Annotated in this window: 17 protein-coding genes and 4 tRNA genes; 12 read left to right on the forward strand and 9 right to left on the reverse strand. The window is 63.6% G+C overall.

All coding sequences use genetic code 11. From position 1 onward, the window contains the following. Nucleotides 1–3: 3 nt before the first annotated feature. The 5 genes from OH686_RS00290 to OH686_RS00310 all read right to left on the reverse strand — a co-directional run bounded on the left by OH686_RS00290 (nt 4) and on the right by OH686_RS00310 (nt 2,147). Nucleotides 4–339 carry a TusE/DsrC/DsvC family sulfur relay protein gene (locus tag OH686_RS00290; protein WP_289535603.1) on the reverse strand — a complete coding sequence of 112 codons (336 nt, stop codon included), beginning with the start codon at nt 337–339 and terminating at the stop codon, nt 4–6. After that, nucleotides 336–635: a sulfurtransferase complex subunit TusB gene (gene tusB, locus OH686_RS00295; RefSeq protein ID WP_289535604.1), complete on the reverse strand. Its 300-nt coding sequence runs from the start codon at nt 633–635 to the stop codon at nt 336–338. Before tusB ends, OH686_RS00290 begins: the two co-directional genes overlap by 4 nt. Continuing rightward, on the reverse strand, nt 635–994 hold the full coding sequence (gene tusC, locus OH686_RS00300) for a sulfurtransferase complex subunit TusC (protein ID WP_289535606.1): 360 nt from the start codon (nt 992–994) through the stop codon (nt 635–637). Before tusC ends, tusB begins: the two co-directional genes overlap by 1 nt. Next, the gene (gene tusD / locus OH686_RS00305) at nt 994–1,386 is read right to left on the reverse strand and encodes a sulfurtransferase complex subunit TusD (protein WP_289535608.1); all 393 of its coding nucleotides are present in this window, start codon (nt 1,384–1,386) and stop codon (nt 994–996) included. Before tusD ends, tusC begins: the two co-directional genes overlap by 1 nt. Nucleotides 1,387–1,478: 92 nt before the next feature. Continuing rightward, nucleotides 1,479–2,147, reverse strand: coding sequence for a Bax inhibitor-1/YccA family protein (locus OH686_RS00310; RefSeq protein WP_289535610.1), 669 nt, complete (start codon nt 2,145–2,147; stop codon nt 1,479–1,481). A 121-nt stretch (nt 2,148–2,268) separates the two neighbouring features. On the opposite strand from OH686_RS00310, the gene OH686_RS00315 reads away from it, so the two are divergent. Beyond that, nucleotides 2,269–2,358, forward strand: a tRNA-Ser gene (locus tag OH686_RS00315). Nucleotides 2,359–2,427: 69 nt separating this feature from the next. Here the strand turns inward: OH686_RS00315 and OH686_RS00320 are convergent. Then, nucleotides 2,428–3,747 carry a hypothetical protein gene (locus OH686_RS00320; protein ID WP_289535612.1) on the reverse strand — a complete coding sequence of 440 codons (1,320 nt, stop codon included), beginning with the start codon at nt 3,745–3,747 and terminating at the stop codon, nt 2,428–2,430. 455 nt (nt 3,748–4,202) lie between these two features. Between OH686_RS00320 and gacA the strand changes: the two genes are divergently transcribed. The 6 genes from gacA (at nt 4,203) to OH686_RS00350 (ending at nt 7,810) form a co-directional block, all read left to right on the forward strand. Continuing rightward, nucleotides 4,203–4,847 (forward strand): response regulator transcription factor GacA, encoded by a 645-nt coding sequence (gene gacA, locus OH686_RS00325; RefSeq protein ID WP_137973333.1) that lies wholly within the window; start codon nt 4,203–4,205, stop codon nt 4,845–4,847. A 66-nt stretch (nt 4,848–4,913) separates the two neighbouring features. After that, complete coding sequence (gene uvrC / locus OH686_RS00330) at nt 4,914–6,749, forward strand: excinuclease ABC subunit UvrC (protein WP_289535614.1); 1,836 nt, start codon at nt 4,914–4,916, stop codon at nt 6,747–6,749. A 33-nt stretch (nt 6,750–6,782) separates the two neighbouring features. After that, nucleotides 6,783–7,343, forward strand: coding sequence for a CDP-diacylglycerol--glycerol-3-phosphate 3-phosphatidyltransferase (pgsA, locus tag OH686_RS00335; RefSeq protein ID WP_192398045.1), 561 nt, complete (start codon nt 6,783–6,785; stop codon nt 7,341–7,343). A gap of 65 nt (nt 7,344–7,408) precedes the next feature. Then, nucleotides 7,409–7,484: transfer RNA gene (locus tag OH686_RS00340), tRNA-Gly, on the forward strand. 42 nt (nt 7,485–7,526) lie between these two features. Further along, nucleotides 7,527–7,600, forward strand: a tRNA-Cys gene (locus tag OH686_RS00345). Nucleotides 7,601–7,723: 123 nt separating this feature from the next. Beyond that, nucleotides 7,724–7,810 (forward strand) — tRNA-Leu (locus tag OH686_RS00350). Nucleotides 7,811–7,825: 15 nt separating this feature from the next. On the opposite strand, the gene OH686_RS00355 is transcribed toward OH686_RS00350, so the two are convergent. Then, entirely contained in the window at nt 7,826–8,062 is a 237-nt protein-coding gene (locus tag OH686_RS00355; RefSeq protein WP_289535617.1) for a hypothetical protein, read from the reverse strand. A 425-nt stretch (nt 8,063–8,487) separates the two neighbouring features. Here OH686_RS00355 and OH686_RS00360 point away from each other — a divergent pair, with 425 nt between their 5' ends. Next, the gene (locus tag OH686_RS00360) at nt 8,488–8,898 is read left to right on the forward strand and encodes an MAPEG family protein (protein WP_289535619.1); all 411 of its coding nucleotides are present in this window, start codon (nt 8,488–8,490) and stop codon (nt 8,896–8,898) included. Between the two features lie 48 nt (nt 8,899–8,946). On the opposite strand, the gene OH686_RS00365 is transcribed toward OH686_RS00360, so the two are convergent. Together OH686_RS00365 and OH686_RS00370 are read right to left on the reverse strand one after the other, a co-directional pair. Further along, complete coding sequence (locus OH686_RS00365) at nt 8,947–9,237, reverse strand: hypothetical protein (protein WP_192398048.1); 291 nt, start codon at nt 9,235–9,237, stop codon at nt 8,947–8,949. 122 nt (nt 9,238–9,359) lie between these two features. Then, nucleotides 9,360–9,626, reverse strand: a complete 267-nt coding sequence (locus tag OH686_RS00370; protein WP_289535622.1) for a hypothetical protein — start codon at nt 9,624–9,626, stop codon at nt 9,360–9,362. A 136-nt stretch (nt 9,627–9,762) separates the two neighbouring features. On the opposite strand from OH686_RS00370, the gene OH686_RS00375 reads away from it, so the two are divergent. The 4 genes from OH686_RS00375 to htpG all read left to right on the forward strand — a co-directional run bounded on the left by OH686_RS00375 (nt 9,763) and on the right by htpG (nt 13,962). Next, nucleotides 9,763–10,227: a PaaI family thioesterase gene (locus OH686_RS00375; RefSeq protein WP_289535623.1), complete on the forward strand. Its 465-nt coding sequence runs from the start codon at nt 9,763–9,765 to the stop codon at nt 10,225–10,227. Continuing rightward, entirely contained in the window at nt 10,224–10,670 is a 447-nt protein-coding gene (locus OH686_RS00380; RefSeq protein ID WP_137973326.1) for a PaaI family thioesterase, read from the forward strand. Before OH686_RS00375 ends, OH686_RS00380 begins: the two co-directional genes overlap by 4 nt. A gap of 39 nt (nt 10,671–10,709) precedes the next feature. Continuing rightward, on the forward strand, nt 10,710–11,960 hold the full coding sequence (locus OH686_RS00385) for an MFS transporter (protein WP_289535626.1): 1,251 nt from the start codon (nt 10,710–10,712) through the stop codon (nt 11,958–11,960). A 97-nt stretch (nt 11,961–12,057) separates the two neighbouring features. After that, nucleotides 12,058–13,962: a molecular chaperone HtpG gene (htpG, locus tag OH686_RS00390; protein WP_289535628.1), complete on the forward strand. Its 1,905-nt coding sequence runs from the start codon at nt 12,058–12,060 to the stop codon at nt 13,960–13,962. Nucleotides 13,963–14,101 lie beyond the last annotated feature (139 nt).

The raw sequence follows: 14,101 nt of genomic DNA on the forward strand, positions 1-14,101 counted from the left end.
TTTTCACAGGCAATTCGTGGGTTTTGGCAGGCCGGCCAGCTTGGCGGCGAGTTTGGCTGGCGTGCCCTTGAACAGGCGGTTGAGGTGCAGGCTGTTGCCTTTCTCCGGGCCCAGCTTGAGGGCCACGTACTTGATCAGCGGTCGGGTGGCCGGCGATAGCTTGAATTCGGCGTAGAAGGTGCGCAGCAGTTCGAGGATCTCCCAGTGCTCGCCGGACAGCTGGATCTCCTCGCCGGCGGCCAGGGCTTCCGCGGTGGCCGGCGACCAGTCGGCCAGGTCCGCCAGGTAGCCATCCTGGTCCAGAGCGATCTCGCGGCCGTCGATCTGCAGGGTGCTCATAACCAGCTGTTGACCTTGGCATAGCGGCCGCAGAGCTCGACGAAGGCCGGGTAGTCGATGGCCTGGGCGCGAGCGGGGGCGTGCAGCGCACGTGCCTGCAGGTCTTCCTCCAGTGCATAGAGGGCGATGCCGGCGGGCATCAGCTGCAGCGCCTGCAGCTGGGTGGTGCCGGGCTGCAGGGCGTACACGGCGTCACCGGTCAGCAGCAGGCCATCTTCAGGGCTGAGCAGGCGCAGGCAGCTGCTCAGGCGACTGTCGCTGAAAGGCGAGTGGGAAAGCAGGTGCAGGGTGGCCATCAGATCGTCACTACCAGATCGAAACGGTCGAGAAGCAGGGTGAGGGCGGTGTCGTCCAGGCGTTCGGCGGGCAGCGCCAGCGTCGCTTCATCCAGGCCGCGTTCGGCCAGGCTGCGGCTGGAAACGAATAGCTCCTCCACGCCGAACAACGGCAGCGCCTGCAGGTTGGCGCTCAGGTCCTTCTGCTGCAGTGCGCCGGGCTGTTGGCCGGCGGCCAGTTGGAACACCCCGTCGTCGAGAAACAGCAGGCCCAGGGGCAGGTCGAAGGCGCCTCCGGCCAGGGCGATATCCAGCGCCTCGCGGGCGGATGGGCCGGCCCAGGGCGCTTGGCGGCTGATGATCAGCATCGACTTGCTCATCAGTGGCCTCCGAAGCAGACCAGGCGGTCCGCCATCTGCGCCGCTTCATGCAGCTGGCCGAGGCCGGACAGCTCCCATGGCGCGTCCAGGTTGGCGGCGGGCTTGTTGTAGCGCCGCGCTTCCTCGGCATTGAGCACGCCACGGCGCAGGGCGGCGGCGATGCACACCACGGCGTCGAGCTGGTGCTGTTGCACGAAGGTGCGCCATTCGCCGGAGAGGTCGAGTTCGTCCTGCGGGCTGGCGATGTTGCCCGAGGCGCTGTGCACACCGTCCTGATAGAAGAACAGGCGGGCGATCTGGTGGCCGCCATTCAGCGCCGCCTGGGCGAAGCGCAGGGCGCGGCGCGAGGAGGGCGCGTGGCTCGGGGCGAACAGGGCGATGGCGAATTTCATGGCGAGTCTGCGGCTATTTGCGGATGTCGCCATGATAAACGCCGAGGCATGAAAAAGCCCGCCGAAGCGGGCTCTCTCAACGCTGCGGCGAATCAGTCGTCGCTGCCCATGATGCCGAAGATCTGCAACAGGCTGACGAACAGGTTGTAGATCGAGACGTACAGGCTGATGGTGGCCATCACGTAGTTGCGCTCGCCGCCGTGGATGATTTCACTGGTCTGATACAGGATGCAGGCCGAGGCGAACAGCACGAAGCCGGCGCTGATGGCCAGTTGCAGGCCGCTGATCTGGAAGAAGAAGCCGGCCACCATGGCGCCCAGCAGGACGAAGCAGCCCGCGGTGATGAAGCCGCCGAGGAAGCTCATGTCCTTGCGGGTGGTCAGCACATAGGCGGACAGGCCGAAGAACACCAGGGCAGTCATGCCCAGGGCGCTGACGATCAGCTCACTACCATTGGCCATGCCGGCATAGAGGTTGAGGATCGGGCCCAGCACGTAGCCCATGAAACCGGTCAGGGCGAAGGCGCAGACCAAGCCCCAGCCGCTATTGCGCAGTTTGGCGGTAAGGAAGAACAGGCCGTAGAAGCCGACCAGGGTGATGAGGAAGCCCGGGTGCGGCAGACCTAGTTGGGCGCTGAAGAAGGCGCAGAGCGCGCTGAACACCAGGGTCATGGCCAGCAGGCCATAGGTGTTGCGCAGGACTTTGCTGGTTTCCAACTGGTCCGTCTGCGCGTGGGCGAGTGCGTAGTCTTGCTCGTGCATGGCATCCCTCCTGAGGGGGTGAAAATCCGTGGTGGGATCGATCATAACAGAGGAGGTCCGCCTGCCAATTGCGAGAGTTTGACAGTGTGTTGCGTTCGGGTAGTATGGCGGCCCGCTACGCGGAGGGTTGGCAGAGCGGTTGAATGCAACGGTCTTGAAAACCGTCGAACGTGAAAGCGTTCCCAGGGTTCGAATCCCTGGCCCTCCACCATATTGACAATCAAGGGTCTAGACGGCGTCTAGGCCCTTTTTTGTGCCCGCAGAAACTACTAGGCGGCTTTCACTTGGCGGGAGCCGGGCAGCTGCCTTGCAGGCTGTCGTCGAAGCCGCTGATCTGCGGCAGCGCCTTGCCATCGGCGCCGGCGTTGCAGGCGAGGTGGTAGATGGTGTTCTGGCTGTAAGGCAGCTCCCAGGAGTGGTAGGTCTTGGACAGGTCGGCATCGGTGCCGGAACGACCCAGAACTATGTGCGGGAAGTCGGTGCCGTTGTGGATGCAGATCTGGTTGCCCTGAACGGCCAGCCGGTCCGACTGCAACGCGCCGGGCGCTGGGATGTAGCACCAGGCCACGCTCACGTTGTGGCTGCAGTTGTTGATGAGGGTGATGATGTTGGGGCCGCCGCTGGCGATCTGGATGCAGGTGTTGACGGTCTCGGCGCCGGGCTGTGGGGTAGGTGGCGGCAAGGGTTTCGCCGCGGGGCGCGCCTTGCCGACGCTGGCCAGCTGTGCGGCGAGACGCTCAAGGCCTCTGTCGATCACAGCGCTGCGCTCCTCTGTCGGTCTGCCGGCAATGAAGCGGGCATGGCGCGCCGCCTGGTCGGCATAGACCGCCGCCAAGGTGGCTTCGCCTAGCGCGGCATACTGATCGCGTCTGGCCTCGGCGATGCGCATCTGCTCCCGCGGGTCGTCGCTCCGCGAGCCGGGAGCCGTTTCGGCCTGCACCTGTTTCACTCTGGCCATTCGCTTGCGCAGTTGTCCGGCCTCGTTGGCATAGCCATGTTGCCTGGCGAAATCGAGGGCCAGCTGGGGATACAGATTGCCGTCCTCTACATACTGGCCGGAGAGGCCGAACAGGTAGAGTCGCATGGTCAGGTTCGGGTTGCGCAGGGCCTCGGAGCGACTGGCGGCCTTGACCAGCTCCAGGCCTGGGCCGCCATAGAGCATGCGGACGTCGTTCTGCTTCGCGAGCAGGGCTTGGTAGTGTTCGACGGCCCTGTCCTTGTCGCGTTTCAGCCAGTACTCGGCCAGGCGTCCCTCGATCCGGCTGACGGCGCCACCTTCTCGTGGGCTGCGGTCCATGCTTTCCTCGGGTTGGTCCCAGGCCCGTAGTGCAGTACGTCGACCATCCGTCAGCGCCGATAGCTCGCGTTCGGGCAGGCTACTCTGCCTGTAGTTGTCCGCCGCCATAACGTAGTAGGACACCGCACTGCTCCAGAACTCCTGCTGCTCGCTGCGGTGGGCATCTTCAAGATTGAGCGCTGCCGCTTCCTGGTAACGGCCGGCCTGGGTCAGGTCGGCGCTGGTGGGTGACTTGAAGGGCTGCGAGCAACCGATCAGCAGCATGGATAGGCCAAGCATTCCTGCGGTTCTAGTCATCGCCATGGACGGTTTCCTGTATTGCTGTTGCTTGGGTCTTTCGCCTCGCGCCTGTGTGTCGATGCCTTCGCACCGGCATGAGTTCCCGTTGCGGCTGCGGGTGAGCGGTATGAGTCCGGGATGAATTTGCAATCCGGTCGCAACTTAATTGACTTGGTGTCAATTAAGTTATTGATATTTATGTAAATTAGTTTTTGGTTCCAGAGTGCCAAAAGTGCCGCTGCGCTTTGCTGGCGGGGGGCGATGCGTGTAACATCGAGGCCTCTTGCTAAGCCGATTTCAGGACGAAATCGGGGCGGCTAATGCGGTGAATCGCAATCTTTGGGAGAGCTGGCTAACGCCACTTTTCCGTATCGAATTTCCTGCCAAGTACGGTTTTCTGGCGTTTGCTTTCTGGCGCAGATGCGCCAAGCTAAGTTCGTTGATTGCTGTGTTGCGACAAAGGTGCAGCGAGGTGTCGCTTGATTAAGGTGCTGGTGGTCGACGACCACGATCTGGTTAGAACGGGTATCACCCGCATGTTGGCCGACATCGACGGCCTGCAGGTGATTGGCCAGGCCGACTCCGGTGAGGAAGCGCTGAAGAAGGTGCGCGAGGTGCGTCCGGACGTGGTCCTGATGGACGTCAAGATGCCCGGCATCGGCGGCCTCGAAGCCACCCGCAAGCTGTTGCGCAGCCATCCCGATCTGAAAGTCGTCGCGGTCACCGCCTGTGAGGACGATCTGTTTCCCACCCGCCTGCTGCAGGCCGGCGCCGCCGGGTACCTGACCAAGGGCGCGGCACTCGAGGAAATGGTCCAGGCCATCCGCATGGCCTTCGCCGGCCAGCGCTACCTGAGCCCGCAGATCGCCCAGCAACTGGCGCTGAAGTCCTTCCAGCCTAACAGCGGCGGCTCTCCGTTCGATCTGCTGTCCGAGCGCGAGATTCAGATCGCTCTGATGATCGCCAACTGCCAGAAGGTGCAGACCATTTCCGACAAGCTGTGCCTGTCGCCGAAAACCGTGAATACCTACCGCTATCGCATCTACGAGAAGCTCTCGATCACCAGTGACGTGGAGTTGGCCCTGCTGGCCGTGCGTCACGGGATGGTGGATGCCGTCAGCTGAGAGTCTTAGGCGAGCCAGGGAAGAGGACGTAAACTGCGTCTTCGTCTTTTCAGCCTGCCGATTTCGATGACTTCCACGCCCGCCGCACCTTTCGATCCAAGCGCTTTCCTCGCGACCTGCAGCGGGCGGCCCGGCGTGTACCGGATGTTCGACGACACGGGCAAGCTGCTCTACGTCGGCAAGGCGTCCAATCTAAAGAAGCGCCTGGCCAGCTATTTCCGCAAGACCGGCCTGGCGCCCAAGACTGCCGCCCTGGTGGCGCGCATCGCTCAGGTCGAGACCACCATAGTCGCCAACGAGACCGAGGCGCTGCTGCTGGAGCAGACCCTGATCAAGCAGTGGCGGCCGCCTTACAACATCTTGCTGCGCGACGACAAATCCTACCCCTACGTGCTGCTTTCCGATGGTGACTACCCGCGGCTGGGCATTCATCGCGGCGCGAAATCGGCGAAGGGACGCTACTTCGGTCCCTATCCCAGTGCCGGTGCGATCCGCGAGAGCCTGGCGCTGTTGCAGAAGACCTTCCTGGTGCGCCAGTGCGAGGACAGCTACTTCAAGAACCGCACCCGACCCTGCCTGCAGTACCAGATCAAACGGTGCAAGGGACCCTGCGTCGGCCTGGTGGATCCGCAGGAGTACGCCGAGGACGTGCGCCACTCGGTGATGTTCCTGGAAGGGCGCAGCAGTGCGTTGACCGATGAATTGTCCGCAGCCATGGAAAAGGCGGCGATGGGGCTGGAGTTCGAGCTGGCCGCCGAGCTGCGCGATCAGATTTCCCAACTGCGCCGGGTGCAGGATCAGCAGAGCATGGAGGGCGGCAGCGGCGATGTGGATGTGGTGGCCGCCATCGTCAATCCGGGCGGCGCCTGCGTGCACCTGATCAGCGTGCGTGGCGGGCGGGTGCTGGGCAGCAAGAATTTCTTCCCGCAGGTGGGCATCGAGGAGGAGGGCGGTGCGGTGATGTCGGCCTTCCTGGCCCAGTACTACCTGTCCAGCCATGAGCGCGATCTGCCGGGCGAACTGATCGTCAACGTTGACCATGAGGATCTACCGACAGTGGCCGCGGCCATCGCCGAGTCGCGCGGTCGCGAGATCGGTATCAGTCACCGGGTGCGTGGCACGCGGGCGCGCTGGCAGCAGTTGGCGGTGACCAATGCCGAGCAGGCCCTGAGCGCGCGCCTGGCCAATCGTCAGCACGTGGCGGCTCGCTTCGAGGCGCTGGCCGATGCCCTGGATCTGGACGAGCCGCCGCAGCGCCTGGAGTGCTACGACATCAGCCACTCCAGCGGCGAGGCGACCGTCGCTTCCTGCGTGGTGTTCGGTCCGGAAGGGCCGCTGAAGTCCGATTACCGCCGCTACAACATCGAGGGCGTGACCGCCGGCGATGACTACGCGGCCATGCATCAGGCGCTGACCCGGCGCTTCAGCAAGCTCAAGGATGGCGAGGGCAAGCTGCCGGACATCCTCCTGGTCGACGGTGGCAAGGGACAGCTGGCGATGGCGCGCGAGGTGCTGCAGGAGCTGGCGGTGCCGGAGCTGATTCTGCTCGGAGTGGCCAAGGGCGTGACCCGCAAGCCGGGGCTGGAAACCCTCTATCTGAACGATGCCGATCACGAGTTCACCCTGCCGGCCGACTCGCCGGCCCTGCACCTGATCCAGCAGATCCGTGACGAGGCACACCGCTTTGCCATTACCGGCCACCGTGCACGGCGCGGCAAGGCGCGACGCACCTCAAGCCTGGAGGATGTGGCGGGCATCGGGCCCAAGCGTCGCCGCGAGCTGCTCAAGCACTTCGGCGGGCTGCAGGAGCTGAATCGCGCCAGCGTCGAAGAAATCGCCAAGGCGCCGGGTATCAGTAAAAAGCTCGCCGAGTCGATTTATGCGGCCCTGCACAGCGAGTAGAATGCGCGCTCAACTCGCTGGCCAGTGGTCCCGATGAACATCCCGAACCTGCTCACCGTACTGCGCGTCGCCCTGATTCCGGTCTTTATCCTGTTCTTCTATCTGCCGTTCGCCTGGAGCTACTGGGCGGCCAGCGCGGTATTCGCCCTGGCGGCAGTGACCGACTGGTTCGACGGCTACCTGGCCCGTCGCTGGGAGCAGAGCACCCCCTTCGGCGCCTTCCTCGACCCGGTGGCCGACAAGCTGATGGTGGCAGTGGCCCTGGTGCTGCTGGTGGAGGAGCACGCCAACCTGTGGCTGACCCTGCCGGCAGTGATCATCATCGGCCGCGAGATCGTCGTATCGGCGCTGCGCGAATGGATGGCCGAGCTGGGTGCGCGTGCCCATGTGGCCGTATCCAACCTGGGCAAATGGAAGACTGCGGCGCAGATGGTGGCGCTGGTGATCCTGCTGGGCAACCCGCCGCAGCTGACCATCTGGGTCGGCGGTGGCTATGTGCTGTTGATCATCGCGGCGGGCCTGACCCTGTGGTCCATGCTGCAGTACCTGCTGGCCGCCTGGCCGCACCTCAGCATTGATGCCGAAAAGAAATAAAGTTTTTTGAATCAAGGGGTTGACGCGGCGTTTCGAATCTATAGAATTGCGCCCGTCACCAAGACGCGGGAATAGCTCAGTTGGTAGAGCACGACCTTGCCAAGGTCGGGGTCGCGAGTTCGAGTCTCGTTTCCCGCTCCAATTTGTTGACGTTGACGCCGCTTTTGCGGCGTCTTCGTTTGAGGCCGATTAGCAGAGTGGTTATGCAGCGGATTGCAAATCCGCGTACATCGGTTCGATTCCGGTATCGGCCTCCACTATAGAAAAGCCCCGTAGATCGTTGATCTACGGGGCTTTTTCTTTGCGGTGCCGGCCTTTCTGCAATCTTGCCGGGCTGGCGCGGGCTGTATATAGTCCAGCCCTCGCTTCACAGTGCTACCGCCCGAATGGCGAAATCGGTAGACGCAGGGGACTTAAAATCCCTCGCCAGCAATGGCATGCCGGTTCGAGTCCGGCTTCGGGCACCATCTCTTCGCTAGATCTCAGCTCTCATGCTGCCTCGCGGCTTCGGCTCCCGCCGCGGTCAGTTTGAAGGGATCGCTCCAGTCCGCTTCTGCTTTCCTGTCCTGAATCAGCCCGCGCGCCTGTAGCTCGACAATGGCTTCGGCGACCACGCGCTCGCCGCGATAGTTATCGAGAATCTTCTTGCCAAGGCCGCCAGGCCCGGCGTGCAGCAGGCGGGTCAGTATTTCCTTCTCAAGCTCTTGATCGATAGCCATGGTTCACCTCGCAATGGGCTGCCGTGAACGGGCGCGTCTAAGTCGGTGGTTACCCGAATTCAAGCGCCCAGATGCACTACTGACCCGCTGCCGGCGTCGATGATTCCGGCAATCGACTGTCGGGCAGAGAGCGCGAGAGGTGGGGTGTTCATCAGGACTGGCGCTGCGCCGGGCGTTTTCCGGGCAAAAGAAACCCGGCGCTAGGCCGGGTTAGAAGTGGCATTCATGGAGTATCACGACACCACTCTGTGCCTCTCGATGTGAAAAGAATGTGAAGAGAAAGGCTCGATTGAAACCCTGAGCGCGATTGCTCGGTGTGGTTCTGCAATTTAGGTGCAACATGCGCCAAGCCAAGCGGCTCCAAACAGAGCGGCGCCGCCGTGTGCTACAGCTGATGTGCGGCCAGGTGGCCGAAGGAGAGAAGAATGAGCATTCCGTTCTGGTGTGTCTTTATCGCGGCCTTGCTGATCTACGCCGCCAAGCTGCCAGTCGCCCGCGCGATGAACGCCGAGTCCGGCGGCTACGACAATCACAACCCGCGGGCCCAGCAGGCGCGTCTCACCGGGCTGGGTGCCCGGGCGCATGCGGCGCATCTCAACAGCATCGAGATGTTCCCGCTGTTTGCCGCCGGGGTGCTGATGGCCCATACCACCGAGGTGTTCGGCTGGTGGGTAGACCTGCTGGCGATCCTGTTCATCGCCACTCGCGTGCTCTACCTGTTGTTCTACTGGCGCGACCTGGCCTGGCAGCGCTCCATGGTGTGGACCGTCGGCCTGGCCTGCTGCCTGTTGCTGATGCTCAGCCCGGCGATACGCTGGCTGCTGGTGATGCCCTGAAACGAACAAGGCCCGCAATTGCGGGCCTTGTGCTGAAACGCTGACCAGTTACTGGCCGTCCACGGCGTCCTTGGCCTCGTCGCCGGCATCCTGGATGGCTTCGCCCGCGTCGTCGGCGGCTTCCTGCAGCTTCTCGCCGGTGGTGGGCTCATGGCCGGTGGCCTGGTCGACCTTCTTCTCCATGGCCTCGCCGGTGTCTTCGGCGGCATCTCCGAGCGATTCCATGGCTTCGGACACGTTTTCCTTGGCGGATTCCATCTTGTCTTCTGGCGTCTTCTCGCAGGCGCTCAGGCCGAGGGCCAGGGCAAGCAGCAGGGCGTAGGTGAGGGGCTTTTGCACGGTTGGATCTCCTTGTCGATGCGGATGCTGTAGTGCTGCATCCGTATCGCTTGGAGCGGAGCGGCGCGCCTAAGTTCCAGGCGCGACAATGCCTGCGGCGAGCCGCAGGCATTGAGCGAGCGTTACTGCTGTTGCTGGCCAGCGGGTGGCGGAGCAGGAATGGCGGGCTGGGTCGGAGCGGCCTCGCTGTTTTCCTCGGCGCGTTCCTGAGCGGCCTCATCCGCCGCACGGGCGGCGTCGTTGCTATGCTCGGCGGCGTCGTTCATCGACTCCTGGGCTTCAGACTGGGCTTCGCGGGCCTCTTCGGCCTTGTCCTCCGACGGTTTGTCGCAGGCGGCGAGGCCGAGCGTGGCGGCGAGCATGAGCGCATAGGCGAGTGATTTCTGCATGAGCTGTTTCTCCTCGTGAATGAAGCCATCACTGCTTCGAGGCGCAGCCGTTGGCAATGGTTCAGACTGTTTTTTACCGCGACCGGCGGCGACGCTATCATGCGTGGCTTTTCCGCATCGCCACGAGGTACCGACGATGGCTGACAACCCTGTTCTTGAGCGCGCCCAGCGCTTTCTGGCGGCCTTGCGCCACTGCCAGGTCCTGGGCCTGAGCGTGCATGAGGCCAAGCCGGAGGGCCTGACCCTGCGCCTGCCGTACAGCACGCAGATCATCGGCAACCCGGACTCCGGGGTGATCCACGGTGGCGCCATCACCACGCTGATGGACACCACCTGCGGCATCTCCACCGTCTGCGTGCTGCCGGAGTTCGAGATCTGCCCGACCCTCGACCTGCGCATCGACTACATGCGCCCGGCCGCGCCACACAAGGACGTCTACGGCTTCGCCGAATGCTACCGGGTCACCGAGAACATCATCTTCACCCGTGGCTATGCCTACCAGGACAACCCTGACGAGCCGATCGCCCACGTGGTCGGTGCCTTCATGCGCATGGGCAAGCCGACCGATCTCAAGGCCGGCGCCAAGGGAGGTGCCCGATGACTGCGCTAAATCTCAATACCCTGGTGCGCCAGGCGCACGAGAAGAACGACTACGACGCGCTGCTCAGCCTGATTCCCTATGCCAAGCTGATCGGCATCGAGTGCCTGCGCCTGGGCGACGACATGGTGTTCCGCCTGCCGGCGAACAAGGACAACATCGGCAACCCGACCCTGCCGGCACTGCATGGCGGGGTGATCGCCGGCTTCATGGAACATGCCGCCATGCTCCATCTGCTGATGTTCATGGGCATTCCACATTTGCCGAAAATCATCGACTTCTCGATAGATTACCTGCGCGCCGGTCATTATCGTGACACCTACGCCCAGTGCCAGGTCTGGCGTCAGGGCCGGCGGGTGGCCAACGTCGCCATCACGGCCTGGCAGACCAGCCAGAGCGAACCCATCGCCACGGCCCGCGCGCACTTCAAGGTCGACGAACCCTGAGGGCGCGGCGGGTCATCGCATAACAACAAGGAATACCGAATGGATGCGCTGTTGATCCTCGGCGGCCTGCTGCTGATTCTCGCCGGCCTGGTCTGGCTGGTGATGCGAGCCTTCTCCACCAGCCTGCTGTGGGGCTGGGGCAGCCTGATCCCGCCGATCACCCTGATTTATGTGCTGCGCCACTGGCGCACCGCGCGCAAGGCCGTCGGCCTGGGGGCGCTGGGCGTGATCCCGCTGGTGGTGGGCATGGTGCTGATGGCCAGCCAGGACGCGGCGCGCCTGGAAGCGATCCTCAGCCTGCGCTGGCTCAAGGAACAGCCCAAGGCCCCGGCCGAACTGGCGATCCGCCTGCACGGCGAGCTCGACGGCCAGCCGTTCAACCCGCAGTACGCCGAGCTGATCGATGGTGTGCTGAGCCTGCGCGAGGGTGAGGACTTCTTCGCCCGCCGCGAGGTGATGATTCGTCTGCCGCAGGCGCAGAAGGCGCCGATCAAGCTGGACGTGCTGCCGGAAGATGTCGGCCAGTTGCCGGAAGTGGAGATCAGCTGGCTGCTGCCGGAGCAGGATCTGCCCGAGGCCCGCCGCCTGAGCAAGGGCTACACCCTGCACCTGGACCTGCAGGCGCTGCCACCGAACAAGTTGCAGGGCGATTTCCACCTGGTCCTGCCACCGGCGTTCAAGACCAGCCTGAGCGGCAGCCTGGAGCTGTTCTCCGATCGCCTGCGCTACAAGGACGGTCGCCTGGATGCCCAGTTCGACTCGCGCGAGACCCTGGCCAAGGTGATCGACGATTACCTGCAGCGCCGCTTCGCCACTCGCCTGGTGCAGCTGGCCGAGTTGCCGGAAGTGACCTTCCCGGCCAGCCATATTCCGCTGGCCGTGCAGGCACGGGTCAATGGCGAGGCGCAGAGCCTGGAGCTGGTGCTGGAGAAGGGCGCCCGTGGCTGGCAGGTGCAGGGCGATCATTACCCGGCGTTGGCCGAACCGCGCGCGGTCGAGCCGGCCAAACCGGCGCCGGAAGCAGAACCCGCGGTGGCGCAGAACGGCCGACCGGCGCTGGATCGCCGCCAGCGGTTCTCCCTGCCACGGCTGCAACGCAATCCGGAACAGTACCGCGGTCTCAGCATGCGCGTGAGCAAGGCCGCTGGCGGCGCGGTGGAGGGGCGCTTCGTCGGCGTGGACGGCGACGGCAGCATTCGCCTGAGCCAGCAGCTGGGCGGCGGCGGTGGCCAGGCCAGCTTCAGTTTCAAGCCGGACGAGATCGGCAGGATCGAATTGCTCGAGCCGTAGTTGTAAACCTAGCCCCTTGAAATCCCTCACGAACTCCCCATCTGTATGACATCCGCCGCAATGGTGCGGCCTGTCATGCATGTGGAGTTCGACGACCATGAGTGTGGAAACTCAAAAAGAAACCCTGGGCTTCCAGACCGAAGTGAAGCAGCTGCTTCACCTGATGATCCATTCCTTGTATTCCAACAAGGAAATCTTCCTCCGTGAGCTGATCTCCAACGCCTCCGATGCCGCCGACAAGCTGCGTTTCGAGGCGCTGGCCAAGCCCGAGCTGCTCGAAGGCGGTGGCGAGCTGAAGATTCGCCTGAGCTTCGACAAGGACGCCAAGACCGTCACCCTCGAAGACAACGGCATCGGCATGAGCCGCGAGGAAGTGATCGCCCATCTCGGCACCATCGCCAAGTCCGGCACCGCCGACTTCATGAAGAACCTCACCGGCGACCAGAAGAAGGACTCGCACCTGATCGGTCAGTTCGGCGTGGGCTTCTATTCGGCCTTTATCGTTGCCGATCAGGTCGACGTGTTCACCCGCCGTGCCGGTTTGGCCGCCAGCGAGGGCGTGCACTGGTCGTCGAAAGGCGAGGGCGACTTCGAGGTCGCCACCATCGACAAGGCCGAGCGCGGCACCCGCATCGTCCTGCACCTGAAAAAGGGCGAAGAAGAGTTCGCCGATGGCTGGCGCCTGCGCAACGTGGTGAAGAAGTACTCCGACCACATCGCCCTGCCGATCGAGCTGCCGAAGGAGCACTACGGTGAGGAGAAGGACAAGCCGGCCGAGGTCGAGTGGGAAACCGTCAACCGCGCCAGCGCCCTGTGGACCCGTCCGCGTACCGAGGTGAAGGACGAGGAGTACCAGGAGTTCTACAAGCACGTCGCCCACGACTTCGAGAACCCGCTGTCCTGGAGCCACAATAAGGTCGAAGGCAAGCTGGAATACACCTCGCTGCTCTATGTGCCGGGCCGCGCGCCGTTCGATCTGTACCAGCGTGAAGCGCCGAAGGGCCTCAAGCTCTATGTGCAGCGCGTGTTCATCATGGACCAGGCCGACGAGTTCCTGCCGCTGTACCTGCGCTTCATCAAGGGCGTGGTCGACTCCAACGACCTGTCGCTGAACGTCTCCCGCGAGATCCTGCAGAAGGACCCGGTGATCGACTCGATGAAGTCGGCGCTGACCAAGCGCGTGCTGGACATGCTGGAGAAGCTGGCGAAGAACGAGCCCGAGCAGTACAAGCAGTTCTGGAAGGCCTTCGGCCAGGTGCTGAAGGAAGGCCCGGCGGAAGACTTCGCCAACAAGGAGAAGATCGCTGGCCTGCTGCGCTTCGCCTCCACTCAGGGCGACGACGGCGAGCAGTCCGTGGGCCTGGCCGACTACATCGGCCGCATGAAGGAAGGCCAGGACAAGATCTACTTCCTCACCGGCGAGACCTTTGCGCAGATCAAGAACAGCCCGCACCTGGAAGTCTTCCGCAAGAAGGGCATCGAAGTGCTGCTGCTCACCGACCGCATCGACGAGTGGCTGATGAGCTACCTGACGGAGTTCGACGGCAAGCACTTCGTCGACGTGGCGCGTGGCGATCTGGACCTGGGCAAGCTGGACTCGGAAGAGGACAAAAAGGCCCAGGAAGAAGTGGCCAAGGCCAAGGAAGGGCTGCTGGAGCGCCTCAAGGGCGCGCTGGGCGAGCAGGTCGCCGAGGTGCGCGTGTCGCATCGCCTGACCGACTCGCCGGCGATCCTCGCCATCGGCGAGCAGGACCTCGGTCTGCAAATGCGCCAGATCCTCGAGGCCAGCGGGCAGAAGGTGCCGGACGCCAAGCCGATCTTCGAGATCAACCCGCAGCACCCGCTGATCGAGAAACTGGATGGCGAGGCTGACGAAGACCGCTTCGCCGACCTGTCGCACATCCTCTTCGATCAGGCCGCCCTGGCCGCCGGCGACAGCCTGAAGGACCCGGCTGCCTACGTGCAGCGCCTGAACAAGCTGCTGGTCGAGCTTTCTGCCTGATTCGCAGTGGTGACGAAAAGCCCGCTTCGGCGGGCTTTTTTATGCCCGCCATCCGGCGGGAGACAGTAGAAAGCGCTGGAGCTTGTGCGGTAGTGGCTATTTAATGGCCATCTAAAGAGCTACGGCCCACCGCCGATAT

It is taken from the genome of Pseudomonas sp. SO81 (assembly GCF_030374125.1).
Taxonomy (GTDB): Bacteria; Pseudomonadota; Gammaproteobacteria; order Pseudomonadales; family Pseudomonadaceae; genus Aquipseudomonas.